The following is a 23797-nucleotide window of genomic DNA, read 5'->3' on the forward strand; positions in this document are numbered from 1 at the left end:
GCCCCCTGGAAGGGAGATCAGACTCATGCATCACCGCACAGTCGGATCCGTGGCAACCCGTGCGGCCGTGCTCACCCTCGGGGTGCTGCTCGCCGCGACCGCGTGTTCGAGCAGCAAGAGCACCAAGGCGACCAGCACGCCCAGCAGCAGCGCGAGCACAAGTGCCAGTGCCAGTGCGAGTGTCAGCCCGAGCGCGAGCACCAGCGGCAGTGCCAGTACCTCGCCGGTGGGGACGAACGTCACGGTCAGCGAGAAGGAGTATTCGCTGACGCTCTCGCAGACCCAGTTCGCCCCGGGGACCTACACCTTCACGGCGGAGAACCACGGCACCGTGCAGCACGCGCTGGCCATCTCGGGGCCGGGCCTGACCCAGGCGCAGACCCCGACGCTGTCGCCGGGCAGTTCGGCGCAGCTGACGGTCACGCTGCAGGGCGGCAGTTACGAGCTGTGGTGCCCGATCGACGCGCACAAGTCGCTCGGGATGGACACGCACATCCAGGTCGGTGCCGGCGGCGGCAGCACCTCGGCCTCGCCCAGCGGCAGCGCCACGGCGAGCAGCAGTGCGAGTGCCACCGGCACCGCCACCAGCACCGCGAGCGCCACCAGCACGGCAACCAGCGGTGGCGGCTACTAGCCGCCGGGTCGCGGCGGACCTGGTGCTCTGGGCGCTGCGGTTGGTGACCGCCGCAGCGCTCGGCGTGGACGCCTACGTCCACGCCGACCTCGCCGCCACCTACGACTCGGTGACGGCGAGCATCAGCCAGGGCACCCTGTTCCGGATCGAGGCAGCCGCCGCCGCGCTCGCCGCCCTGCTGCTGATCGTGACCGGCCGCCGCCTGCTGGTCTGGGCGTTCGCCTTCCTGGTCGCCCTGGCCGGCATCGCCGCGGTGCTGGTCTACCGCTATGTCGACGTCGGAGCGTTCGGGCCGTTCCCGAACATGTACGAGCCGATCTGGTTCACCGAGAAGACCCTCTCCGCCGTCGCCGAGGCGGTCGCGGCGGTGACCGCCCTGGGGGGCTTCCTGCTGCTCCGTCACCGGCGCCGGACCAGCCACCCGGGTGTCGGCCGGACAGACCCTACTCGCCCGTGAGCGGCCGCCGATAGCGCACGGCGGGGCGCCCGTTGATGCTGGTGTCGCCCACGACGGTGAATCCCGTGCGGGTGAGTACGGCCATCGACGCCGGGTTGTCGCAGGTGCTCCTCGCCGTGAGCGCCCGGAGCCCGTACGCCGCGGCGGCCAGGCGGCACACCTCGCGGACCGCGGCGGTGGCCACGCCCCGGCCCGCGGCGCACTCGCCGATCCGGTAGCCGAGTTCGGCGACGCCGTCCCGCACGTCGACGAGGTTCACCCGGCCGACCAGGTGACCGTGGTCGTCCACGACCACGTGGAAGTGGCACAGACCGTCGTCCTGCTCGGCGAGCAGCGCACCCAGACGGGCGGCGAACCCGGCGAAGAACGCGTCCCCACGGTCGGACACGGATCGCGCGAAGTAGGCGCGGTTGACCCGCTCGAACTCCAGCAGGGCGTCCTGGTGGTCTGCGCGCAGTCGTTCCAAGGTCACCATGGTGGCCAGGATAGGCGCGGCCGGGCCCGCTGGGCCCAGCTTCAGGAGAGCAGCAGGATCCGGTCCCAGCAGGGCTCGCCGGCCTCGGGGCCGCCCCGCTCGCCGCCGGGCAGGGTGGCGAGCAGGGCGGCGGCCACGCCGGCGGCGCCCTCCAGGAGGCCGGTGTTGTCCTCGGCGGTCAGCGGCCCGCCCGCTGCCCGGCCGGGATCGCGGCGGTCCGGGGTCAGATGGCGGTAGCCGTAGTCGGCCTCCTCGTCCCAGGCGGCGGCCAGCCGGTCGGCCAGCCGGGCGCAGTGGTCGAGCAGCACCTGGTCCTTCTCCTGCTGCCCGAGCCGCCACAGGCTCTGCAGGTAGCCCGCCTCGCCGTGGCAGACCGTGGGGCCCTTCAGGTGCTCCAGGGTGCCGGGGCGGGTCAGGGTGGCGTGGACACTGTCCAGCGCGAGGCGCTGCCAGGCCTGTTCACCGCTGACCCGGGCCGCGCGCAGCAGGCTGCCCGCGATGCCGATGGACCCGAAGCACCAGGCGCCGCCGGCCACACCGGCGGTGGCAGCGCCTTCGGCGGCTGCCACCGCCGGCGCGGGGCCATCGCCGGCGGCGCGGGCGATCTCCTCCTCGAAGGGCAGCCGCGGCGTCCAGTACGGCCCGAAGGCGTCCCGCTCGGCCCGTTCGGCCAGCCAGGCGGCGATCCGCCGGATGGCCGCCTGCTGTCCGTCGACCGTCACCCCCAGCTCGGCGCTGCGGGCGAGCAGCGCCAGCGGGCCCGTGATGCCGTGCGCCGTCCCGAGGTTGACGTCCCCGCGGGGGAAGCGGGCCCGGTCGGGCCCGGTCGGCTGGCGGTGGCCCGGTACCCACCAGCCGGGGAGCCGATGGCCGTCCACCCGCACCGGCAGGCTGAGCCGCCCGAGGTGCGCGAGGGTGGCGCGCAGCGCGGGTTCGGCCGCCGCCCGCTCCTCGGCGTCGCCCTCGGTGACCGCGGCGAGCAGCAGGCGGCCGGTGCCGGTGGGGCCGGTGATGAGGTCGTAGGAGGACCAACTCACCCCCGGTTCGCCGCAATCGGCCGGCTCGGCCGCGAGGCGGGCCAGCTGTTCGGCCGCGACGTGCGCGGTCAGGGTGCGGAGCAGCTGCGGGTAGCGGCCGCCGGGCCGCGCGGCGGCCTGGGCGGCCGCGAGCACGGCGGCCGGGCCGTGCTGGAGCCCGGCGGAGGCGGTACTGGCCAGCGCCCTGGCCGCCACGATGAGTTGGGCGTGCGCGGCGGCGCGGCGGTCCGGATCGCGGCGGGCGAGTGCGGCGAGGAAGAGCGCGGTGCCTGCGCCGCCCTCCAGCGACATCGGGGGAGCGGTACGGCGGCCGGCGCCGGCCGGCTGCGACGGACCGTCGGATTCCCCGGCCGGGGGCCTGGTGAGCGCGTCGGCCACCCGCTCGACGGCCGTCTCGATGCGCGCGGTGGCGCCGGACCTGGCTGCCGTGGTCACCGCTGGTGCTTCCTTCGGTCGGCGTTTCCGAGCACGCAGGCGCGGGCGAGGGCGTGGGCGCGCCGCTCGGCGTCCCGGTCGGTGCCGAGCAGCCGGTTGCAGGACATGTGGAGCAGGCTCGCCACCACCCCGGGCAGCGGCGACCAGTTGGCGCCGCGGGCGGTGAGCGCGTCCAACTCCTCGCGGTAGAGCCGCAGGTGACCGGCCTGGTCGGCGAGCGCCGCCGCGGCGTCGGCGCCCAGCGGGTGGTCGGCCAGGGCCGGCCAGCCGCCGGCCGGGTCGATCAGCCGCAGCCACCGTGCCCGGTTGGTCCGGAACCCCGCGGGGAGTTCCTGGTCGGCGGGGCTCATGGCGAGCCAGGCGGCGGCCGGCTCCTGGTAGCGGGCCGGCCCGGCTTGGGCGGGGGGCAGTCCGGCGGCGTGGGCGATGGAGGCCAGTGAGACCGCGGCCAGCGTCTCCTTGTTCCACGGCACTTCGTTCCCCGGCGCTTGGTCCGGCTGCGCGGCCTCGGCCTTGCGGGCGATCCGCAGCAGGGTGAGCGCGGTGCGGCTGTCGGCGGCGAAGAAGCGTTCGGCGGCCGGCTGGGCCTCGGGGCCGCCGTAGCGCTCCCACTCGGGGTCGTAGCCGTCCAGCACCAGCCGTCCGAGCAGGCCCTGGGCCTGCCACTGGCGCACCGCGGCGTGCAGCGGCGGCAGCAGCTCGCGCCAGAGGCCGTCCGCGGGCCCGTGGAAGCGCAGCCGCAGGTGGTCCTCCGGGTCGCGGTAGCGGATGAAGAACCAGCGGTCGATCACCGCCTTGGCGGCGTCGGGCAGTTCGGCCAGGAACCGGGCGAGCCGTTCGTGGAGGAAGGCGTCCTGGTGGCGGCCGGCGAGATAGAGCTTGGCGTAGAGCCATTCACCGCCGGGCGTGGCCACCCGGGCCTCGGCGACCCGCGCCGGTGCGAGCAGCGGCGCGGCGTGGGCGGCTCGGGCCCCTGCGGGCTCCGCGACGGCCCGGGGCTCCCGGACGGCCCCGGGCTCCTCGACGGCAGGGGCCTCCCGGACGAAGGCCAGCGCCAGTTCGGAGCGGTGGGCCCGGCCCTCGGCGTCGCGCAGCCAGCCGTTGGTCCGCTCCTCGCCGCCGGGCAGCTCGACGGCGAGCAGACCGGGGTCCTTGGCGAGCGCGTCGCGCAGCAGCTCGCGGTGCCAGCCGTCGGCCAGGTCCACCGGCAGCCGGTGGTCGTAGCGGGTCAGTACCAGGTACCGCGGCACCTGCCGGCGCGCCCGCCAGTCCGCCACCGCCTCGCCCCAGCCGGCCGGGTCGAGCGCGGTGTGGTCGCGCAGTTCGTCCAGCCGCCAGGCGGCCGAGGAGAGCACCGTCCTGCCGTAGCGCACCCGCGGCAGGAACGGCGCGCTCGCGGCCGGCCCCCAGCTCCAGGAGGTGTAGCCGCGGTGGGCGTCGCGGCCCACCTCCAGCAGGAACCGGGCGGCGTTCGGTGCCTGGCCGCTCAGGTCGAGGGCGTTGTGGGCGTGCGGCAGCAGCCGGCGGCCGGTGGGCAGGTGCACCGCGTACAGGTGGTCGATGGTGGCGGCCACGCCGATCTCGTCCAGGCGCACGGCGGTGGCGCCGGGGTCCGGCGGCAGCCCGATGGCCACCTCGTGGTCCGCGGTGCGCGGGCTGTTGGCCACGTTGAGCGCCCGGGTGAGGCGCGGCTGGAAGGCGACGGCCAGGTGCAGCTCGTCCGGCCGCTCGGGGAAGGCGAGCGCGGCCAGCTCCTCGTTGACCGGGCCGGCCAGCCCGGCGAACCGCCCGAAGGTGGCCCCGGCCTCGGGAGCACCCGGTCCGAAGCCGCCGACCAGCAGGAACTCCCCGTCCGACAGCGACTGTTCGTCCTCGGCGACCAGGTTGCAGAACAGCTCGCAGGAACGCGGCAGCAGTGTGCGGTCCGGCTCCCCGGGCGCCAGCCGCGCCACCAGCTCGTCGTCCAGCACCACCTCGCGGGCGCCGTTGCGCACCGCCTCGGCGGCCAGCCGGCCCAGCAGCAGGTCCCGCTCCTGGTCCGCCCGCGCCGCCGGCTCCTCGGGGCGGTGCGACGGCGGCCAGTTGTAGCCCGCGGGTGCGCCGAGGCCGATCGTGTCGTCCAGCACCTCAAGGATCGGCACGACCCGGTCGGGGCCGTAGCGCTCCAGGAAGTCCCGGTGGTAGCCGCGCAGCGAGGAGGCGCCGGCGGGGACGGCGGCCGACAGCCGCCACAGCACGCCCAGGCCGCGCGCCGCCTCGTCGGCCACCTGCTGCGGCAGCCGCACCTCCGCGCCCAGGGCCAGGTCGACGTGGACCAGCCGGTCGGCGTCGGCCAGGGCCCGCATCTTCTCCTCCAGCGCGGCCAGCGCGGCGTGGCGCCCGCTCGGCGCGGCGGCGTCGTACCGGTCACGGTCGGCGGCGATCTCGCGCAGCGCGGACAGCGCCCGGCCGGCGGAGTCCTCGGCGGCGGCCAGCACGCCGATCACCCGGCTGAGCGGGTCACCCCCGTCGAGCACCGGTCGCAGCCCGGTGATCAGGAACTCCTGGCGGACCAGGGTGGCCAGCAGATTGGCGGCCGCGCCGGGCGGCGCCTGCGGGAAGCGGCGCTCCAGCTCGGCGGCGGCCGCCTCGCCGGTGCTGCCGGCGGCGGCCAGCTCCAGGGCGGCGGTGACCACCGGCGTGATCCGCACCGAGACCTCGCTGCGGGCGCTGTCACGTGCCGTGGCACCGGGGTTGGAGGGCGCCGCCATCACCAGCCGGCCGCCGCGCGGGACGACTCCGGCGTGCGGGTGCAGCGTCAGGCGCGGTAGCAACGCGCGGTCCTGCTCCAGCTGCTGGACCACCCGCAGCAGCCAGTCGAGGTCGACCCGGGTGCGGCTGGTCGCCGGGGCCGACCAGGACACCTTGGTCGCCGGGCCCTGGGCCGCGGGGCCGAGGCGGACCGGGGCGACCCCGGCGAACAGGCCGAAGGGAGTGCAGCGGGAGCGCAGCCGGATCTCGTAGCGCAGCACGGAGACCGCGGCGCGCCGCAGTTGGGCGTCGGTGCGGCTGCTGAGCCCGTCGGGCCGGGTGCTCGCCGCCACCAGGTTGGCCAGCGAGGGGCTGGCGACCCGCAGCGCGTCCATGAAGGAGCCGTCGCCGGCCGCGCCGCTCAGCAGCTGCTCGCAGGCCGCACGGTCGATGGGGGCCGCGGGGGCGGCCGCCTCGGACGAGGCCACCTGGTGAGCCGGGGCCCAGGCGGCGCGCTGGTCCTGGCCGCGGCTCGGGGCGCGCAGCAGGGCGACGGGGGCGGTGCGGAAGAGCGGTGCGGTGGCGGGTGACAACGGCATCGGTGGCGGTTCCTCGGTGGCTGGTCCTCGGGTGCGGACAGGCGTCGGCCCAGGGCGGGCGGGCGGGCGCGCGGGTGGGCCTGGGACCGGCGGCGCGCGCCGCCGGTCCCAGGCCCGCACCGGCCGGCTCGTCACCGCACGCGTGGCGGCGACAGCAGGCCGGATGCTGTCAGGCGCAGCAGCCGGTCGGAAGGTAGGACCAGCAGACGAGGCTCGGGCAGCCGATGGAGGTGAAGGAGTCCTCGGCGATGGTCTCGGTCCGCTCGATCTGGATGTCCAGGTCGAAGAGGTCCTGGATGTCGATGTCCTCGATGACGGAAGGCAGCGTGGCGGTGCTCATGATGTTCCCCCAGAAAGCAGTTGGTGACGGTTCCGCCGGAGCGCCGGCGGCCGGTTGTCAGATGCAGCAGGTGGTGGGCAGCCAGGAGGGACAGGAGATGCTCGGGCAGCCGAAGGTGGTCCAGGAGTCCTCGGCGGTGTTCTCGGTCCGCTCGATCCGGATGTCCAGGTCGAAGAGGTCCTGGATGTCGATGTCCTCGATGACGGAAGGCAGCGTGGCGGTGCTCATGATGTTCCCCCAGAAAGAAGTTGGTGACGGTTCCGCCGGAGCGCCGGCGGCCGGTTGTCAGAGGCAGCAGTTGGTGGGCAGCCAGGAGGGACAGGTGATGCTGCAGCCGATGGAGGTCCAGGAGTCCTCGGCGGTGTTCTCGGTCCGCTCGATCCGGATGTCCAGGTCGAAGAGGTCCTCGAGCTCGATGGTGTCGATGGCGGCGGGCAGCGTGGCGGTGCTCATCAGGGAATCCCCCATTGGCTCGGTGGCGATGGCGCCGCGAGGGTGTCGTGGCGCCGTGGCCGGCGGTGCGGGCGGGTGGCCCGGCGCCGGCCCGGCCGCCGTCCGTGCGCGGCCCGCACACCGTGCGGACCCGGTACGGCGCGTCCGGTGCCCTCATCCTCGGGCTCCGGGCCGATCCGGCCAACGCATTCTGAGTCTCGTGTGACAAGCTCACTGCCCGCAGGCTCGTGAGCTGCCTATTGTGATGCGTCACCAGCCGGTTGGTGATGCCCGCCCGCGTCAGGAGTTGATGGTGGCATTCGCCTGGTCCCCTCTGCCTGAGGGGCTGTCCGCGGCCGAGCGGCGGCTCCTGGTCGAGCTGCGGGCGCTCAAGGACAGTCACGACCTGTCGTTCCAGCAGCTGGGCAAGCTGACCCACTACAGCCACGCCTCCTGGGAGCGGTGGCTCAACGGCAAGCGCCCCGTCACCCGTCAGGCCGTCCTGGCCCTGCTCACCGCCCTCGCGGTGGACGGCACCCGGCTGCTCCAGCTGCTCGGCGACATCGAGCCGCCGCAGCCGTCCGGGCCGGAGGGGCAGCCGGCCCCCGTCGCCGGCGCGGGGGCCCAGCCGACGGTCCCGGTGTCGCTACCGGCCCAGCTGCCGGCGGTGGTGGCCGACTTCACCGGCCGCCGGAGACAACTGCGCGAGCTGGCCGAGGTGCTGATCGACGGCGGCGTCGCGCCCGGGCAGGTGGCCATCGCCGCGGTCACCGGCCGTGGCGGCCTGGGCAAGACCGCACTGGCCGTGCAGGCAGGGCATCTGGTGGCCCATCACTTCCCCGACGGACAGCTCTACGCGGACCTGCGCGGCGCCGACCCGACGCCGCGCGAGGCGGCGGAGGTGCTGGGCGGCTGGCTGCGGGCGCTCGGCGAGGCCTGTGACGCCGTCCCGTCCCAGCTGGAGGAGCTGGCCGCCCGTTTCCGCAGCCTGCTGGCCGGCCGCCGGATGCTGGTGGTGCTGGACAACGCCGCCGCCACCGCCCAGATCCGACCGCTGATCCCCGGCACCGCCGGCTGCGCCGTGCTGGTCACCGCCCGCACCCGGCTGAGCGACCTGCTCGGCGCCCGCCACCTCGCGCTGGCCGCGCTGGAGCCGGACGAGGCACGGGAGCTGTTCGGCACGGTCATCGGCAGCCCGCGCGCGGCCGCCGAGCCGGCGGCGGTCGAACGTGTCCTGGCGGGCTGCGCCGGGCTGCCGCTCGCGCTGCGGATCGCCGCCGCCCGGCTGGCCAGCCGCACCTCCTGGACGGTCGCCACGCTGGCCGACCGCCTGGACGACGAACGCCACCGGCTCGACGAACTCACCATCGGTGACCTCGCCATCCGCACCGCCTGTCACACCAGCTACCACAACCTGCCGGGCAGCCGCCCGGGCGTGCCCAGACCCCGTTCCGGGCCGGCCGGGCCTGCCGGGGCGGCGCGGACGGCGGCAGCCGGTGCCTGCGCTGCCGGGGTCGCCCCGGGCGAGCCGTCCCCCGAGATGTCCCCCGCGCGGGCGTTCCGGCTGCTGGGCCTGTTCCCCGGCGAGCGGTTCACCGCGCACGCCCTGGCCGCCCTGCTCGACGTCCCGCTGCGGCGGGCCGAGGAGCTGCTGGACACCCTCGTCGAGGCCCACCTGGTCGAACCCGACGGCCCCGACCGCTACCGACTGCACGACCTGCTGCGCTCCTACGCCCGGGAGCTGGCCGACCAGGAGGAGCCCGAGGCCCAGCGCCGGGCGGCCCGCGCGCGGCTGGTCGGCTGGTACCTGTACGCCTGTCACCAGGCCCAGCAGGCCACCCGGATCTTCCACACCACCGCCGACGTCAGCGTTGTCGCCCGCCCCGGGCCGACCCCCTCCTTCTCCTGTCACGACACCGCGCTGGCCTGGCTGGACGCCGAGCAGACCAACCTGCCCGCCATCGCCCGCCTCGCCGCCGCCGGGGAGTCCAGCCCGGCCACCTGGCTGCTGGCCCGCTGCGTCCTCAACTACCAGCTGCTGCGCGCCCGGTGGCAGGACGCGATCGAGGGGGCCGAGCTGGCCGTGGCCGCGGCCCGCGCCCACGGCGCCACCGAGAGCCTGCCCCCGCTGCTGTCCGCGGTCAGCCTGCCCTACGTCAAGCTCGGCCTCGTCGACCGGGCCCTCGGGGTGTGCCAGGAGGCGTTCGAGATCGCCGAGGAGCTCGGCCAGACCCGCGACGCGGCCCACAGCGCCCTCGTGCTCGCCGACGCGCTGGTGGACAGCGGACGGTTCGACGAGGCCGAGCCCTGGTACCACCGGGGCATCGAGCGCTACCGCGCCGCCGACGTCCCGCACGAACTGGGCCGGGCGCTGAACAACATGGCCTGGGCCTACCACGAGGCCGGCCGCTACCAGCAGGCCCTCACCCTGGCCGCCGAGTCGCTCGACCTCGCGCGCGCCTTCGCGGACCGCAACGCGGAGGCCTCGGTGCTGGACACCCTCGGCATGGCCTACCGGGGGCTCGACCGGCTGCCGGAGGCACTCGACGCCCTGCGTGGCGCCGTCCAGGCCTACGCCGACACCGGCAACCGCTTCCTGGGCGCCGACACCCTCGACCACTACGCCGACACCCTGGCCGCCGCCCACCGGCCCGACGAGGCCCGGGCCGCCTGGGCCCAGGCGGCCGACTGGTTCAAGGGCATCGACGACGCCCGCGCCGCCGCCATCCACGCCAAGGCCCAGCACGAGGCCCAGCACGAGGACCAGTCGACGGCTCAGTCGACGGCTCAGCACGCGCGGGCGCTGCTCTAGGCGGCGGCGTGTACGGCGGCGCGGGCCTCGACGGCCTCGGCAGCCGTCCGCAAAATCTTCGTCTGCGCCGGTATGACCTTCGCCGATGTGCCGTGTTCCTGACGGATCGGCCCGGCAGCTGGGCGAACTCTTGTCGGCATGGCTACCAGTACACTTCCCGAACTCCGTGAGCCGGTGCCGGTCCGGCGGCGGGTGTGGCAGTCGCCCGTGGGTCAACCCGCCTGGGCCAGGCCCGCGTTGCTCGGCATCGCGGCGCTCGCCGGGCTCCTCTACCTGTGGGGCGCCGACCAGGACGGCTACCACTCCTTCTACGCCAACGCCGTGCGCAGCATGACGGTGAGCTGGAAGGCGTTCGTCTTCGGCTCCTACGACCCGGCGAACACGATCACGCTCGACAAGCTGCCGGGCTTCCTGTGGCCGCAGGCGCTGCTGGCCCGGCTGCTGGGCTTCCACGGCTGGGCGCTGGCGCTGCCGCAGGCGGTGGAGGGCGTGCTCTCGGTGCTGGTGCTGTTCCGGCTCGTCCGGCTCTGGGCCGGTGCCGGTGCGGCGCTGCTGGCGGCCGCCCTGTTCACGCTGACCCCGGAGCTGGTCGGGCTGTTCCGCACGCCGGTCGAGGAGCCGGTGTTCACCCTGTTGCTGCTGCTCGCGGCCGAGTCGGCGCAGCGCGCGGTGCGCACTGCCGGGCTGCGGGCGCTGCTGCTGGCGGGGGTCTGGGTCGGGCTGGCGTTCCAGGCCAAGATGCTGGAGGCGTGGGCGGTGCTGCCGGTCTTCGCCGGTGTCTACGTGCTCGCGGCGCCGACGCGGCTGCGCCGCCGGCTGGCCCACCTCGCGCTGGCCGCTCTGGTGACGGTGGCGGTCTCGGCGGCCTGGATGGCGCTGGTGACGCTGACGCCGGTCGCGGACCGGCCCTACGTGGACGGGACCACGGACAACTCCGCCTACAGCATGGTGGTGGGCTACAACTTCCTGAACCGGTTCTCCGCAGTGGGACTGACGGCCGAGCAGACCGGGAGCGTGACCGTCGACCGCAGCCGCGCCGGTGCCATGGCCCCTGCGGCCGACGGCCCGCGAACGGGTCCGACGCAGAGCCGGAGAACCACCGCGGGACCCCCGCCCGGAACCAAGGGCGACGGCGGCTGGACGAAGCTGTTCCGCTCCCAGTTCGCCTCCCAGATCGGCTGGCTCTACCCGCTGGCCGCGATCTCGCTGCTCTGCGCGCTGCTCTGGCGGCGCCGCGAACCGCGCACCGACCCGCTGCGCGCGGGGTACCTGCTGTGGGGCGGCTGGGCGGCGGTCTTCTTCCTGTCGCTCAGCGCGGGCACCATCGGCATGCACACCTACTACCTCGGCTCGCTCGCGGTCGCCCTCGCCGCGCTCGGCGGCGCCGGGACGGTGCTGCTCTGGCAGGGCTTCGGCCGGGGCGGATGGCGCGCCCTGGCCCTGCCGTCCGCGGTGGCCGCGAGCGTGCTGTGGAGCGGCTGGCTGAGCTGGCGGCTGCCCGCCTTCCTGCCCTGGCTGGCGCCGACCGCGGTCACCGCGGCGGCCCTCGCGCTGGCATTGCTCGGCACCGCGAAGAGCGGCTGGTTCGCCGGGCTCGGGCCCAGCAGGGCCACGATCGCCAGGGCCGGCGTCGCGGCGGGCCTGGTGGCCGCGCTGCTGACGCCCACGGCCTGGGCCGCCTCGGTGCTGGACCCGAAGTACGGCAGCGACCTGCGCGGCGCGGTGGGACCGATGGCGGCGCACCGCGCCGCCGCGCAGCCCGTCAGTACCCAACTGACGCCGCAGCAGCAGGAGCTGTTCGGCTACGTCGAGGCGCACAACGGCGGCGCCCGGTACCTGCTCGCCGCCTACCCCTGGCAGGCCTCCTCGCCCTACATCCTGGCGACCGCCGCGAAGGTGCTGCCGATGGGTGGCTTCACCGGCCAGGTGCCGTGGCCGACGGCCGACCAGCTGCGCGACCTGGTCGCCGACGGCCAGGTGCGCCATGTACTGATCGGCCGCGATCCGAGCGGCGGGGCGATCCGGGACACCACGGACTGGGTGCGCGCCCACTGCACCGAGGTGCCACCCGGCGACTACGACCAGCAGGCGGCCTCGGCCCAGCTGCTCTACCGGTGCGGGAGCTGAGCCGCCCGGCCGCCACCGGCTGACGGTGCGTCAGCTGCCGGGCGTGGTGCGGTAGGCGAAGACGCCCGGCGGCAGCGGCGCCGGGTCCGGCAGCCAGTGCGCCAGGACCCAGCCGGAGGGCCCGAACATCGGCTCCGGCAGCGCCGTCAGGGCGACCCGCTCCCAGCCGCCGCAGGCGTGCGGCTCGGTGACCTCGGCCACCGCGTCGCTCGGCGGCGCGAGCACCGCGGCGGTCAGCCGGGGCCGTCCCTCCAGGTGGTCGAGGATCACGCCGAGCACCCGCATCCGCTCGGCGGGCAGCCGGATCCCGGTCTCCTCGGCCAGCTCGCGGGCCGCCGCCTGCTCGAAGGACTCCCCGGGGTGGTCCACCTTGCCACCGGGCAGGCTCCAGGTCGGCGGCTCGCCGGCCACGGTCCGGCGCCCGACCAGGACGCCGCGCCCGTCCGGCGTGGGCACGATCACACCCGCCCCGATCAGCGGACCGCGCCTCGCCTGCGACCCGTGCGGCTGCGCACTCACCACGTCATCACCGTCACCGTTCAGCGCCACCGTTCACCGTCACCGCCCAACGGGCCCGGTCACCAGGCCGAGGGCTCGAAGTCCTTGAGGAAGCATCCGTACAGGTCCTCGCCGCGCTCGCCGCGCACGATCGGGTCGTAGACCCGGGCGGCGCCGTCCACCAGGTCCAGCGGCGCGTGGAAGCCCTCGTCGGCCAGCCGCATCTTGTCGGGGTGCGGCCGCTCGTCGGTGATCCAGCCGGTGTCCACGGCGGTCATCAGGATGCCGTCGCTCTCCAGCATCTCCTTGGCGCTGGTACGGGTCAGCATGTTCAGCGCGGCCTTGGCCATGTTGGTGTGCGGGTGACCCGCGCCCTTGTAGCCGCGGCTGAACTGGCCCTCCATCGCGGAGACGTTCACCACGTACTTGCGCCGCGCGGGCGAGGCGGCCATCGCCTTGCGCAGGCGGCTGACCAGGATGAACGGCGCTGTCGAGTTGCACAGCTGGACTTCGAGCAGCTCGATCGGGTCGACCTCGCTGACGGTCTGCACCCAGCTGTTGGAGTCGGCCAGGTCCGGGACCAGGCCGCCGGCGTCGATCGCCGTACCCGCCTCGATCCGGGCCGGCGAAGCGGAGCCGCTGACCAGCGCCAGCGAGGTGACCTGCTCGGCACTGAGCGCCTCGCGAGCGCCGGTGGCCTGCCCCGGCAGCGCGGGCCGGTCGACGCTGCCGCTGCCGAAGGTGCCGATCACCTCGCTGGCCGGCAGCTGCCCGGCGGGCAGCGGGGCGGACTCGGCGGCCACCAGCTCCGCGTAGGCGGCGGGGGAGCGGCGCACGGTCTGCGCCGCGTTGTTGATCAGGATGTCCAGCGGGCCCTCGGCGGCCACCGAGTCGGCCAGCGCGACCACCTGGGCGGGGTCGCGCAGGTCGATGCCGACGATCTTCAGCCGGTGCAGCCAGTCCGCGCTGTCCGGCATCTCCTTGAAGCGGCGGATCGCGTCCTTCGGGAACCGGGTGGTGATCGTGGTGTGGGCACCGTCACGCAGCAGGCGCAGCGCGATGTACATACCGATCTTGGCGCGGCCACCGGTGAGCAGGGCGCGCCGGCCGGTCAGGTCCGCCGAGTCGTCCCGCTTGGTCCGGCTGGAGGTGGCGCAGTTCGGGCAGAGCTGGTGGTAGAAGGCGTCGACCTCGACGTAGCGCTGCTTGCAGATGTAGCAGGAGCGCGGGCGCTGCAGGATCCCGGCGATCTCGGTGGTGGTCGGGGTGGAGAGACCGAAGACGCCGGCGGTCTCGTCGTCGATCCGCCCCGGCGCGCCGGTGGCGGTGAGCGCGGTCACGGCCTTGTCGTTCGCGGTCTTGGCGGCGCGGGTGGCCTGGCGGCGGCGCTGCTTCACGGAGCGGAAGATGCCGGCCACGGCGCGCCGCACGGTGATCGCGTCCGGGTGGTCGACCGGGAGCTCGTCCAGCTCGGCCAGCACCTCCAGGCAGAAGCTCAGCCGCTCGGGGTCGATGCCCGGGCCGAACTCGACCGCCTCGTCGGCGGCCTCCGAGGCGGCGTCCGCGGCCGGTGTGGTCGTGCCGGTCGGCATCGGGTCGTCGATCGGCCCCCGCCGGTCGTGCCGCTGCTCCTCTGCCGTCGTCATGCCTCTGCCGCTTCCTTGATCGCTCGATCTTGCTGGATGTACCCCGTGAACTCTACGGAGTGGCCGGGGGAGGGCCAAACGGGGTGCCCGTCGCGGGCCCGCCCGGGTTCCGTCGCCGTTTGCCGCTACGGGCTTCGCGTGTTAGGTGCCGCCTTGAGCGCCGGCCGGGGGCCGGCGGGCCGGGCCGTCCGCCAGGTCCAGCCCCGGTCATAGGTCCAGAATCCACCGAGCGCCCGCCGGCAGGTGCCCGCTAGCCTGCTCGACCATGACCACTGAGCCGCCCGTCCCCTCGTCCGACCCCGTCGTCCTGCTGCCGTACCCGCCGGAGGAGATCCCCGGGCTGCCGGGCGGCCTGGAGACCCATGTCTTCGACGGCACCGCCTGCGACGGCCGGCCAGGGCCGCCGCCCGTCGAACTGCTCGCGCGCGTCGAGCTGTTGGTGACCCCGTACCTGCGGACCGGGACGGTGCTGCCGCTGCTGCCGGTGATGGAGCGGCTGCGGGTGGTGCAGACGCAGACCGCGGGCGTCGACGACATCCTGCCGCACGTGCCGCCCGGCGCGCTGCTGTGCAACGCCCGTGGCGTGCACGACGCGAGCACCGCCGAGCTCGCGGTGGCGCTCACGCTGGCCTCGCTGCGCGACATCCCGGGCTTCGTCCGCGGCCAGGACGCCGAGCAGTGGCGGGCCGGCTTCTACCCGGCGCTCGCGGACCGGACGGTGCTGATCGTCGGCTACGGCGCGGTCGGCGCGGCGATCGAGGAGCGGCTGCGGCCCTTCGAGTGCGAGGTGCTCCGGGTGGCCCGCAGTGCGCGGACGGTACCGGCGGGGCCGGTGCACGGTCTGGAGGAGTTGCCCGCCCTGCTGCCCCGGGCGGACGTGGTGGTGCTCGCCGTGCCGCTGTCGGCCGCGACCGAGGGCCTGGTGGACGGCGCTTTCCTGGCGGCGATGGCGGACGGCGCGCTGCTGGTCAACGTGGCGCGCGGGCCGGTGGTGGTCACCGAGGCGCTGCTGGCCGAGCTGACGGCGGGGCGGCTGCGGGCGGCGCTGGACGTCACCGACCCCGAGCCGCTGCCGGCGGGCCACCCGCTCTGGCACGCGCCGGGCGTGCTGATCACCCCGCACGTGGGTGGCAGCTCCTCGGCCTTCCTGCCCCGTGCGCGCCGGCTGATCGGCGCCCAGCTGACCCGCTTCGCCAAGGGCGAGCCGCTGGCGAACGTGATCCCGCTCGGCTGAGCCCCCCGAGAACGGCGCCCGGTGGAGAAACGAGCGCAGCATCGAGAGCGGCCCCGGCCGGCCGCGTCCGGTCTTCCACGCGGTCTGACCTGGCGTCAACTGCCGTCACTGGCACTGACTGTGTCGCCCCGTAACGGGCGTATGGCAGTTCTCCGGTGATCCTTGACCGCCCGGACGCGGCCCCCGCATAGTTTCCGGCATGTTCCTGCCCAGCACCGCGGGTCGACCCCGAAGCGCCCTCCTCGGCAAGCGCAGCCCGCTCGCGGCTGCGGCCGGATTCGTCCTGCTCGCCGGCCTGACCACCTCCTGCGGTGGCACGGCCGGGAGCACGGCCGCGGCCTTCGACCCCGCCAGCTGCCAGGGCGGCACGCTGACCGTGCTCGCCCACGTCGGGCAGGGCAAGTTCGACCCGGCGGAGCTCTACACCTCGGGCGGCGGCAAGGTGCCCACTCTGGTGTTCCGCACCCTCACCACCCGCGACCACACCACCGACGGCCCGAACGGCGCCAAGGTCGTCCCGGACCTGGCCACCGACACCGGCGAGCCCAGCCAGGACGCCACCGTGTGGACCTACCACCTCAAGCCGGGGCTGAAGTTCGAGGACGGCACGCCGATCCGCTCGGCGGACGTCAAGTACGGCATCGAGCGCTCCTTCGCCCCCGAGCTGCCCGGCGGACCGCCCTACCTGCGGGACTGGCTGATCGGCGGCGAGCAGTACCAGGGCCCCTACAAGGGCGGCGGCGACCTGGCCTCGATCGAGACCCCCGACGACTCCACCATCGTCTTCGAACTCACCAAGCCCGAGGGCGACTTCCCCTACCTGGCCACCGCCACCCAGTTCGCACCGGTGCCCAAGGCCAAGGACACCGGCACCGACTACCAGAAGCACCCGATCTCCTCCGGGCCCTACGAGGTGGTCAGCAACGACAACGGCAAGCAGATCGTGCTGGCCCGCAATCCGTACTGGTCGCGGAGCCTCGACGACCAGCGGCTCGCCTGCCCCGACAAGGTCGTCTACACCTCGGGGCTGGACCAGTCGGTGATCAACCAGCGGCTGATGGCCGGCAGCGGTGACGACGCCCGCGCGGTCAGCGGCGACACCGACATCGACGCCGGTGTGCTGGCCCGGCTGAACAGCGACCCGGCGCTGCGCAAGCGGGTGGCGGTCGGCAACTTCGGCGAGACCTACTACCTGGCCTTCGACCCGAAGGTGAAGCCCTTCGACAACCCGCTGGTGCGGCAGGCGATCTCCTATGCCGTCGACCGGCAGGCGGTGATCAACGCCGTCGGCGGCAGCGCGGTGGCCAAGCCCGCCACCACCTTCCTGCCCGACCAGGCGGCCTTCGGCTACACCCCCTACGACTACTTCCCGGCCGGTGCCGACGGCGACCCGGCCAAGGCCAAACAGGTGCTGGCGCAGGCGGGTTACCCGAACGGGCTGAGCATCACCCTGAGCCACGGCACCGGCACCCCCGAGACCGGCCCGGGCGTCGCCACCGCGGTCCAGCAGGCGCTGGCCAAGGCGGGGATCACGGTGAGCCTCGATCCGTCCGCGGACGACGACTACGACACCAAGATCCAGACCCCCGCCCGGGAACCCGGCTTCTTCCTCTCCGGCTGGGGCGCCGACTGGCCCTCCGGTGGCCCGTTCCTGGCACCGATCTTCGACGGCCGCCAGATCCTCACCGAGGGCGGCAACTTCAACACCGCGCAGCTCGACGACCCGCAGGTGAACGCCGAGATCGACGCCGCCAACCGGCTCACCGACCCGGCGCAGTCCGCCCGGGCCTGGGGGCAGCTGGACGCCCAACTGGGCAAGCAGGCCTGGGTGGTGCCGCTCTTCCACCCGGTCTACCAGCGGCTGTTCGGCACGGCGGTGAAGAACGCCTACGTGAGCCAGTGGAACGGGGTCTACGACCTGTCCCGGATCTCGGTGAAGTAGGTGGCGACGACCAATGGCGCGCTCGGGCCGGCGGAGCCCGCGGCAGGGCCGGTGACGGTGGCCCCGGCGGCCCCGGCGGCCCCGGCGGACGAGGCGTCCACAGCAGCGGCCGACCCGGTGCCCGCGGCGGGGCCGCGCCCCGCCGGATCGCTCTGGCGCCGGCTGCGCACCGACCGCGCGGCCCTGGCCGGCCTGGTGCTGGCCGCGCTGCTGGTGCTGATCGCGCTGGCCGCCCCGCTGATCAGCGCCCTGGAGGGGCAGAACCCGACCACCTTCCACAACGAGCTGATCGACTCGGCCACCGGCGGGGTCCCGATCGGCCCGTTCGGCGGCGCCGGCGCCCGGCACTGGCTGGGCGTGGAGCCGGGCACCGGGCGCGACCTGCTCGCCCGGCTGGTCTACGGAGCCCGGATCTCGCTCGCGGTGGCGCTCGGCGCCACCCTCGTGCAGAGCCTGCTCGGGCTGCTGCTGGGCCTTCTGGCCGGGCTCGGCAACCGGCTGGCCGACACCGTGCTGAGCCGCGCGATGGACCTGGTCATCGCCTTCCCCGGCCTGGTCTTCGCGATCTCGCTGATGGCCGTGGTGCCCGGCAGCTTTCCCCGTCCGGTGCTGCTGATGCTGGTGCTCGGGGTGCTCGGCTGGGGCGGCACCGCCCGCCTGGTGCGCGGTCAGGTGCTCACCCTGCGCGGGCTCGACCACGTGGCGGCCGCCAGACTCGGCGGCGCCAGGCCCTGGCGGATCGCGCGCCGCGAGATCCTGCCCGCGCTCGGCGCGCCGGTGATCACCTATGCGGCGCTGCTGCTGCCGGCCGACGTCACCGCCGAGGCCGGGCTCTCCTTCCTCGGGGTGGGAGTGCGCCCGCCCACCTCCTCCTGGGGGCAGATGCTCGCGAGTGCCAGCACCTGGTTCCAGGCCGATCCGGCGTACGTGCTGCTGCCCTCGGTCCTGCTCTTCGCCACCGTGCTCGCCTTCACGCTGCTCGGCGAGGGCGTGCGGGTCGCGCTCGACCCGCGGGCGGGCTCCCGGGTGCGGCGCCCGCGGGCCGCCCGAGGGAGGGCGCACGCGTGATCCGCTTCCTGATCCGACGGACCGTCAGTTCCCTCGCACTGATGCTGATCCTGTCCCTCGTGGTCTACCTGGTCTTCTACGCGGCCCCGCACGATCCGGCCCGGCTGGTCTGCGGCAAGGGCTGCGACGGGGCCAGGCTGGCGGTGGTGCGGCACAAGCTCGGCACCGACCTGCCGATCTGGCAGCAGTACTGGCAGTTCCTGCACGGCCTGGTGGCGGGGCGGAAGTTCGACACCGGCACCGACATCACCACCTGCGCGGCGCCGTGCTTCGGCTGGTCCTTCCAGAGCGACCAGCCGGTGCTCACCATGATCACCCAGCGGCTGCCGGTCGACCTCTCGCTGGCCGCCGGGGCATCGGTCCTGTGGCTGCTGCTCGGCATCGGCACCGGCCTGCTGGCGGCGCTGCGGCGCGGCCGGCTCAGCGAACGCGTGCTGACCGGGGTGACGCTGGCGGGCGTGTCGATGCCGGTCTTCCTGGTCGGCCTGCTGCTGATGCTGCTCTTCTGCGCCGAGCTGCGCTGGCTGCCGTTCCCGGTCTATGTGCCGATCACCCAGGACCCGTTGGCCTGGGCAGGCAATCTGGTGCTGCCCTGGTTCGCGCTGGCCCTGACCCTGGCGGCCGCGTACGCCCGGATGAGCCGCGGGCTGCTGCTGGAGACGCTCGCCGAGGACCACATCCGCACCGCCCGCGCCTACGGCCTCACCGAGCGCCGGATCGTGGTCGGCCACGCGCTGCGCGGTGCGCTCACCCCGGTGATCACCCTGCTCGCGATGGACCTGGGCGGGCTGATCGGCGGCGCCCAACTCACCGAGTCCGTCTTCGGATTCGACGGCATCTCACGCCTCCTGGTGGACGCCGTCAACCAGGTCGACCTGCCGGTGGTGGTCGGCATCACGCTGGTGGCCGGCTTCTTCATCATCATCGCCAACGCCGCCGCCGACCTGCTCTACGCGGTGGCCGACCCCAGGGTGCGGTTGCAGTGAACCAGGTGGCCGAGAATGCCCAACCCTTGCTGACCGTAGAGAACTTGACCGTCGGATTCGCCGGTCCGGTGACCGCCGTCGACGGGCTCTGCTTCACGCTGGGCGCGGGCGAGTCGCTGGGGCTGGTCGGCGAGTCGGGGTCGGGCAAGAGCACGGTGGCCGCGGCGCTGCTCGGGCTGCACTCCGGCACCGCCGCCACGGTGTCCGGCAGCGTGCGGCTGGACGGCGTGCAGGTGGTCGGCGCCACCGAACCCCAACTGCGCCGACTGCGCGGCTCCGTGGCCGCGATGGTCTTCCAGGACCCGCTCTCCGCGCTGGACCCGTACTGGTCGATCGGCGCCCAGATCGCCGAGGTGTACCGGGTGCACACCGGGGCGAGCCGGGCGGCGGCCGGCCGGCGCGCGGTCGAGGTGCTCGACCGGGTCGGCATCGCCGACGCCGCCCGCCGATCCCGCGCCCACCCGCACGAGTTCTCCGGCGGCATGCGCCAGCGGGCGCTGATCGCCATGGCGCTCTCCTGCTCACCCAAGCTGCTGATCGCCGACGAGCCGACCACCGCACTGGACGTCACCGTCCAGGCCCAGATCCTCGACCTGCTGCACGAGCTGCGGGTCGAGCACGCGATGGCACTGCTGCTGGTCACCCACGACCTCGCGGTGGTGGCCGGCGCCACCGAGCGGGTGCTGGTGCTGCGCGCCGGGCGGGCGGTGGAACACGGGCCGGTGGCCCAGGTGCTGGGCGAACCGCGGGCGCCGTACACCCGTGAGCTGATCGCCGCCGTGCCGCGCCTGGACCAGCGGCGGGCGCAGCCGCCCGGCGCCCCCGCGAACGGTGAAGTCCTGCTGAAAGTCCGGGAGTTGCGCAAGGAGTACCCGGGCGCGGCGCGCGGTCCGCTGGGACGCCGGACCCAACTCGCGGCGCTGGACGGCGTCGACCTCGACCTGCACCGGGGCGAGGCGCTCGGCGTGGTGGGGGAGAGCGGCAGCGGCAAGACCACCCTCGGGCGGCTGCTGGTACGGCTGCTGGAGCCCACCGGCGGGCGGATCGAGTGGGCCGGCCGCGAGATCGGCCACGCCTCGGAGCGCGCGCTGCGCCCGATCCGCCGCGAGCTGCAGATGGTCTTCCAGGACCCGCTCTCCTCGCTCAACCCCCGGCGCACGGTCGGCGACGCGATCGCCGACCCGCTGCTGCCGCACCGCCCCTCGGCCACCGCCGCCGGGATCCGCCGGGAGGTCGGCCAGTTGCTGGAGCGCGTCGGCCTGGACCCGGACCAGTCGGTGCGACACCCGCACGAGCTCTCCGGCGGCCAGCGCCAACGCGTGTGCATCGCGAGGGCATTGGCGACGGAGCCGCGGCTGCTGGTGTGCGACGAGCCGGTCTCCTCGCTGGACGTCTCCACCCAGGCGCAGATCGTGCGGCTGCTGGCCGAACTGCGCGCGGAGCTGGGACTGACGCTGGTCTTCATCGCCCACGACCTCGCGGTGGTCCGCCAGGTCAGCGACCGGATCGCGGTGATGCGCGCGGGCAAGGTGGTCGAACTCGGCCCCGCGGACGCGGTCTACGGGGACCCGCAACACCCCTACACCCGCGCCCTGCTGGCCGCCGTCCCGGTCCTCGACCCGAGTGCCGAGCACGAGCGCCGCCGGGCCCGGGCGGCGGGGGCGTTGCGGTTGCCGTGAGGGATGCGGTGGCAGGCGCGGGCGATGCGGTGGCGGCCTCACTGGCAGGCCGCCACCCGGCTGACCTCCGGCACCACGGCGATCGCCTGCCGAGGGGTTGGTTCAGGTGGTGCTACCTGGCGGCTCCGTGGGGCCAGAGGACCTGGACAGGCACTCCGAATCGTTGCGCATAGGCCACGACGTCGGCTGTTCCGCCGTACCCGCGGGCCGGAAGGCCGTCCCACACGGCGAGCAGCTGATCCGAGAGCGCCACCAGGATCTCGCTGCCAGCCATGTGGGCGGCCTCGTCGGACTCCACCATGCCGGTGTGGTGAACCTCGGACGCGCTTCGCAGGAGTTGGTCGTACGTCGGGTGGTGCCACTCGGGCAAGCCGGCGCGGTACTCGTCGGCCGGGATGACCACCTCGATCCGCCCACCGTGTCGAAGGACGGCTTCGGCGAACCACGCGTCCGGGCCGTCGGCGACGCACGATACGCCAGTCAGCTCGGCCGGGTCCTCGGTGCGGAGAGCCTCTTCAAGCAGCTGCCGGACCTCGCGCTCGATGTCCGCTGTCAGTCCTCGGTGCCCGGTAATCCCTATGCGCATCCGGTCTCTCCCTAGAGGTAGACGCCGTGCAGGCGTTCGTCAAAGTCCCTCACGACCTTGGGCGGCGAGGAAGTGATGAGTGAGCGCCGTAGCGCACGGGCCCGCTCCACAATCCGGCCGGACCGGTACTGGAGCCCGGTCTCCATCGCGCGGGAAGCAAGTGCGAACGCTGCCTCGATCCTCCCGGCAGCGAGATGGCCGGCCGCGATGTCGAGCACGACAAGGGCGCGCTGTTTCGCGTGGCCCGTGGCCAATGCCGAGGCATCAGCGGTGGTAACCCACTCGGGCACGCTCAGTCTGGCCCCACAGGTGACCCTGAACGCGGCTACCTTGGACTCGTCAAAGGCGAACACCCAGGGCCAGGGCGGCAGCTCACTACCCGCAAGGGTGGCGGCCACAGTTCGGCTTCGGGTCAGCGCGCGGTCTGCGCTTCGCCGGTCGCCCCCGGCCGCGTGACCCAGCGCTTCGACCGAGGAGAGCCAGGCGTCGGCGATCGGCGGCCGGGTCGAGCCCAGATGACGGCGTGCTGTCAGGGCGAGGCTGAGCGCCTGTGCGGCGTTGCCCGCATGAGCCTCGAACTGCGCGAGGCTGCCTGCTTGGTAAGCGGCCAGGAGCGGATCACCCGCTGAACGAGCGGCTTTGATCGCGGCTCCGTAGAATGACCGGGCCGAGCCGTTGTCTCCCATGTCCCATGCCAGCCACGCCGCAAGGCTCGCGGTCTCGCTCGCGACGGCGGCAAGCTTGCTGCGATGACTGTCGGTTGGTGTCGATCCGGCCAACCCCTGGATGAGACGCATGTGGGAGTGCACCACATCGGCCAGCTCCCGCGACGGCGTCGATCCATCCAGCCGACGGAAGGCGGTGGTGCCCAGCCGAAGCGCTGCGGCCTGTTGCCCGGCTTCGTCGGGCAGGTCTGGCACGGTCGCCAAAACCGGAGTCGCCGCAGCGGCTGCGACACCTCCAAGGAATTGCCGTCGGTCCACGTGCTCTGTCCCGTTCCTCGCTTGCGTTCCGTTCTCAGCGAGGCCCAGCAGCCGGGCGGGGATGCCCAGATGCGCTGATAGGCGTAGCAGTACGTCCATGGCGTAGGGGTCGGTGCCTCGCTTCTCCAGCCGGGAGACCGCCGACTGCGACAGTCCGCATGCCTCACCCAACTGAACCTGCGTCATTCGCAGATGTGTTCTCGTCAGCTCGATGATTTTGCCGTAGTTCCGCGCTCGGGAGGCGTCCCGAACCGCTGCCGAGTTCCAGTTCAACAGCCACCCCACGTTACGAGTTTCGCCCGGCCGAACTGCACATCCGTATGCGCGCGGCGCATATCCGAATGCGGAGACTGCATGAGCAATGGTCTCACAGTCGTGACGGAGTGTTGACTGACTGTTAGCAGACGTACTCGCCTCATCCTCAGGAGGCCGGGGGCGAGGACGGTGCTCCAGCTCGATCATGTTCCATGTGTGCCCGCGAGGGGATCCAGCCATGTTCGGAATGCTCGTCAGGCCGCCGCTGCGGCCGATCTTCCCGCGCCGTGGTCCTGTACCCACGTGCCCTCGGGGTGACTGCGCGCTGCTCGGCACACCTCGGCCAGAGAGTGCGGTGAACGGATGAGCCCGCTGGACACGGCGTCGTTCCCGGTGCCGTACGAGTGGGGTGTCGAGCCCGACGCGGCGGCTGTTCCGGCGGCCCGGCGGTTGATCGTCGACATCGCACGCTTCTGGAAGGTCCCGCTGTCGCAGGACGCGTTGCGGGATGTGGAGCTGTGCGCGGGCGAGTTGCTGGCGAACGCGGTGGAGCACACCAAGGCCCGGTGCATGGTGACCGTCCGCTGGACGGGCCTGCGGCTGCGGGTCGAGGTGGCGGACAGCAGCCTGTACCTGCCCGATCCGTCGGCTGCTCAGGACATGGTCACCGGTGGTCGGGGGCTGCTGCTGGTCGCCGGTCTGGCGCACTCGTGGGGCTGGGCCCCGGCGGGTGCGGGCAAGGTCGTGTGGTTCGAGTGCGCCCTGAAAGCGCCTGGTTGTATTCCCGGTAGAACCGGGAGGAATTCGGAGGTTATTCCTGGGTCCAATGGCTTACCTGGCGT

Annotated in this window: 20 protein-coding genes; 10 read left to right on the plus strand and 10 right to left on the minus strand. The window is 73.9% G+C overall.

From position 1 onward, the window contains the following. Positions 1-49: 49 nt before the first annotated feature. Together ACFZB9_RS35685 and ACFZB9_RS35690 are read left to right on the plus strand one after the other, a co-directional pair. Positions 50-634, plus strand: coding sequence for a hypothetical protein (locus ACFZB9_RS35685; protein ID WP_391454171.1), 585 nt, complete (start codon positions 50-52; stop codon positions 632-634). Further along, the gene (locus ACFZB9_RS35690; protein WP_391454172.1) at positions 621-1091 is read left to right on the plus strand and encodes a hypothetical protein; all 471 of its coding nucleotides are present in this window, start codon (positions 621-623) and stop codon (positions 1089-1091) included. Before ACFZB9_RS35685 ends, ACFZB9_RS35690 begins: the two co-directional genes overlap by 14 nt. Here ACFZB9_RS35690 and ACFZB9_RS35695 read toward each other — a convergent pair. The 6 genes from ACFZB9_RS35695 to ACFZB9_RS35720 form a co-directional block, all read right to left on the minus strand. Further along, entirely contained in the window at positions 1078-1566 is a 489-nt protein-coding gene (locus ACFZB9_RS35695; RefSeq protein WP_391454173.1) for a GNAT family N-acetyltransferase, read from the minus strand. The two genes, ACFZB9_RS35690 and ACFZB9_RS35695, sit on opposite strands and share 14 nt — an antisense overlap. A gap of 41 nt (positions 1567-1607) precedes the next feature. Further along, positions 1608-3038, minus strand: a complete 1431-nt coding sequence (locus tag ACFZB9_RS35700) for a lanthionine synthetase C family protein (RefSeq protein ID WP_391454175.1) — start codon at positions 3036-3038, stop codon at positions 1608-1610. Beyond that, positions 3035-6367: a lantibiotic dehydratase gene (locus ACFZB9_RS35705; RefSeq protein WP_391454177.1), complete on the minus strand. Its 3333-nt coding sequence runs from the start codon at positions 6365-6367 to the stop codon at positions 3035-3037. The genes ACFZB9_RS35700 and ACFZB9_RS35705 overlap by 4 nt, the downstream gene beginning before the upstream one ends. 169 nt (positions 6368-6536) lie before the next feature. Then, positions 6537-6707: a hypothetical protein gene (locus ACFZB9_RS35710; protein WP_391454179.1), complete on the minus strand. Its 171-nt coding sequence runs from the start codon at positions 6705-6707 to the stop codon at positions 6537-6539. 57 nt (positions 6708-6764) lie between these two features. Further along, positions 6765-6935 carry an FDLD family class I lanthipeptide gene (locus ACFZB9_RS35715; protein WP_391454180.1) on the minus strand — a complete coding sequence of 57 codons (171 nt, stop codon included), beginning with the start codon at positions 6933-6935 and terminating at the stop codon, positions 6765-6767. A 57-nt stretch (positions 6936-6992) separates the two neighbouring features. Then, positions 6993-7160 carry an FDLD family class I lanthipeptide gene (locus ACFZB9_RS35720; RefSeq protein WP_391454182.1) on the minus strand — a complete coding sequence of 56 codons (168 nt, stop codon included), beginning with the start codon at positions 7158-7160 and terminating at the stop codon, positions 6993-6995. Between the two features lie 292 nt (positions 7161-7452). Here ACFZB9_RS35720 and ACFZB9_RS35725 point away from each other — a divergent pair, with 292 nt between their 5' ends. Both ACFZB9_RS35725 and ACFZB9_RS35730 read left to right on the plus strand, forming a co-directional pair. Beyond that, complete coding sequence (locus ACFZB9_RS35725; RefSeq protein ID WP_391454184.1) at positions 7453-9951, plus strand: tetratricopeptide repeat protein; 2499 nt, start codon at positions 7453-7455, stop codon at positions 9949-9951. Positions 9952-10089: 138 nt separating this feature from the next. After that, the gene (locus ACFZB9_RS35730; protein WP_391454186.1) at positions 10090-12078 is read left to right on the plus strand and encodes an ArnT family glycosyltransferase; all 1989 of its coding nucleotides are present in this window, start codon (positions 10090-10092) and stop codon (positions 12076-12078) included. 30 nt (positions 12079-12108) lie between these two features. Here ACFZB9_RS35730 and ACFZB9_RS35735 read toward each other — a convergent pair whose 3' ends face one another. Together ACFZB9_RS35735 and ACFZB9_RS35740 are read right to left on the minus strand one after the other, a co-directional pair. Next, a complete protein-coding gene (locus ACFZB9_RS35735; RefSeq protein ID WP_391454187.1) occupies positions 12109-12600 on the minus strand; it encodes an NUDIX hydrolase in 492 nt (163 codons plus the stop codon). Positions 12601-12656: 56 nt separating this feature from the next. Beyond that, positions 12657-14168, minus strand: coding sequence for an SDR family NAD(P)-dependent oxidoreductase (locus ACFZB9_RS35740; protein WP_391454202.1), 1512 nt, complete (start codon positions 14166-14168; stop codon positions 12657-12659). Positions 14169-14487: 319 nt separating this feature from the next. Here ACFZB9_RS35740 and ACFZB9_RS35745 point away from each other — a divergent pair, with 319 nt between their 5' ends. The 5 genes from ACFZB9_RS35745 to ACFZB9_RS35765 all read left to right on the plus strand — a co-directional run bounded on the left by ACFZB9_RS35745 (position 14488) and on the right by ACFZB9_RS35765 (position 21131). Then, on the plus strand, positions 14488-15456 hold the full coding sequence (locus ACFZB9_RS35745; RefSeq protein WP_391454188.1) for a 2-hydroxyacid dehydrogenase: 969 nt from the start codon (positions 14488-14490) through the stop codon (positions 15454-15456). A gap of 199 nt (positions 15457-15655) precedes the next feature. Then, the gene (locus ACFZB9_RS35750) at positions 15656-17398 is read left to right on the plus strand and encodes an ABC transporter substrate-binding protein (RefSeq protein ID WP_391454190.1); all 1743 of its coding nucleotides are present in this window, start codon (positions 15656-15658) and stop codon (positions 17396-17398) included. A 57-nt stretch (positions 17399-17455) separates the two neighbouring features. After that, complete coding sequence (locus ACFZB9_RS35755) at positions 17456-18466, plus strand: ABC transporter permease (protein ID WP_391454203.1); 1011 nt, start codon at positions 17456-17458, stop codon at positions 18464-18466. Then, complete coding sequence (locus tag ACFZB9_RS35760; protein WP_391454192.1) at positions 18463-19452, plus strand: ABC transporter permease; 990 nt, start codon at positions 18463-18465, stop codon at positions 19450-19452. Before ACFZB9_RS35755 ends, ACFZB9_RS35760 begins: the two co-directional genes overlap by 4 nt. Before the next feature lie 44 nt (positions 19453-19496). After that, positions 19497-21131 carry a dipeptide ABC transporter ATP-binding protein gene (locus ACFZB9_RS35765; protein ID WP_391454194.1) on the plus strand — a complete coding sequence of 545 codons (1635 nt, stop codon included), beginning with the start codon at positions 19497-19499 and terminating at the stop codon, positions 21129-21131. Positions 21132-21243: 112 nt separating this feature from the next. Here ACFZB9_RS35765 and ACFZB9_RS35770 read toward each other — a convergent pair whose 3' ends face one another. Next, entirely contained in the window at positions 21244-21717 is a 474-nt protein-coding gene (locus ACFZB9_RS35770; protein ID WP_391454196.1) for a hypothetical protein, read from the minus strand. Between the two features lie 11 nt (positions 21718-21728). Next, positions 21729-22886, minus strand: coding sequence for a helix-turn-helix domain-containing protein (locus ACFZB9_RS35775; protein ID WP_391454198.1), 1158 nt, complete (start codon positions 22884-22886; stop codon positions 21729-21731). Between the two features lie 432 nt (positions 22887-23318). On the opposite strand from ACFZB9_RS35775, the gene ACFZB9_RS35780 reads away from it, so the two are divergent. Continuing rightward, positions 23319-23797, plus strand: a 479-nt coding sequence (locus ACFZB9_RS35780; RefSeq protein ID WP_391454200.1) for an ATP-binding protein, incomplete at its 3' end; no start/stop codon positions are given.

Origin of the sequence: Kitasatospora sp. NPDC008050 (assembly GCF_042957465.1) — a bacterium.
Classification (GTDB): Bacteria; Actinomycetota; Actinomycetes; order Streptomycetales; family Streptomycetaceae; genus Kitasatospora.

Bases quoted from the DNA above. Each gene is read 5' to 3' on its own strand.
- ACFZB9_RS35740 (WP_391454202.1), bottom strand. From the start codon at position 14,168: ATGCCGACCGGCACGACCACACCGGCCGCGGACGCCGCCTCGGAGGCC.
- ACFZB9_RS35745 (WP_391454188.1), top strand. From the start codon at position 14,488: ATGACCACTGAGCCGCCCGTCCCCTCGTCCGACCCCGTCGTCCTGCTG.
- ACFZB9_RS35715 (WP_391454180.1), bottom strand. From the start codon at position 6,935: ATGAGCACCGCCACGCTGCCTTCCGTCATCGAGGACATCGACATCCAG.
- ACFZB9_RS35750 (WP_391454190.1), top strand. From the start codon at position 15,656: ATGTTCCTGCCCAGCACCGCGGGTCGACCCCGAAGCGCCCTCCTCGGC.
- ACFZB9_RS35705 (WP_391454177.1), bottom strand. From the start codon at position 6,367: ATGCCGTTGTCACCCGCCACCGCACCGCTCTTCCGCACCGCCCCCGTC.
- ACFZB9_RS35770 (WP_391454196.1), bottom strand. From the start codon at position 21,717: ATGCGCATAGGGATTACCGGGCACCGAGGACTGACAGCGGACATCGAG.
- ACFZB9_RS35710 (WP_391454179.1), bottom strand. From the start codon at position 6,707: ATGAGCACCGCCACGCTGCCTTCCGTCATCGAGGACATCGACATCCAG.
- ACFZB9_RS35730 (WP_391454186.1), top strand. From the start codon at position 10,090: ATGGCTACCAGTACACTTCCCGAACTCCGTGAGCCGGTGCCGGTCCGG.
- ACFZB9_RS35695 (WP_391454173.1), bottom strand. From the start codon at position 1,566: ATGGTGACCTTGGAACGACTGCGCGCAGACCACCAGGACGCCCTGCTG.
- ACFZB9_RS35775 (WP_391454198.1), bottom strand. From the start codon at position 22,886: ATGACGCAGGTTCAGTTGGGTGAGGCATGCGGACTGTCGCAGTCGGCG.
- ACFZB9_RS35720 (WP_391454182.1), bottom strand. From the start codon at position 7,160: ATGAGCACCGCCACGCTGCCCGCCGCCATCGACACCATCGAGCTCGAG.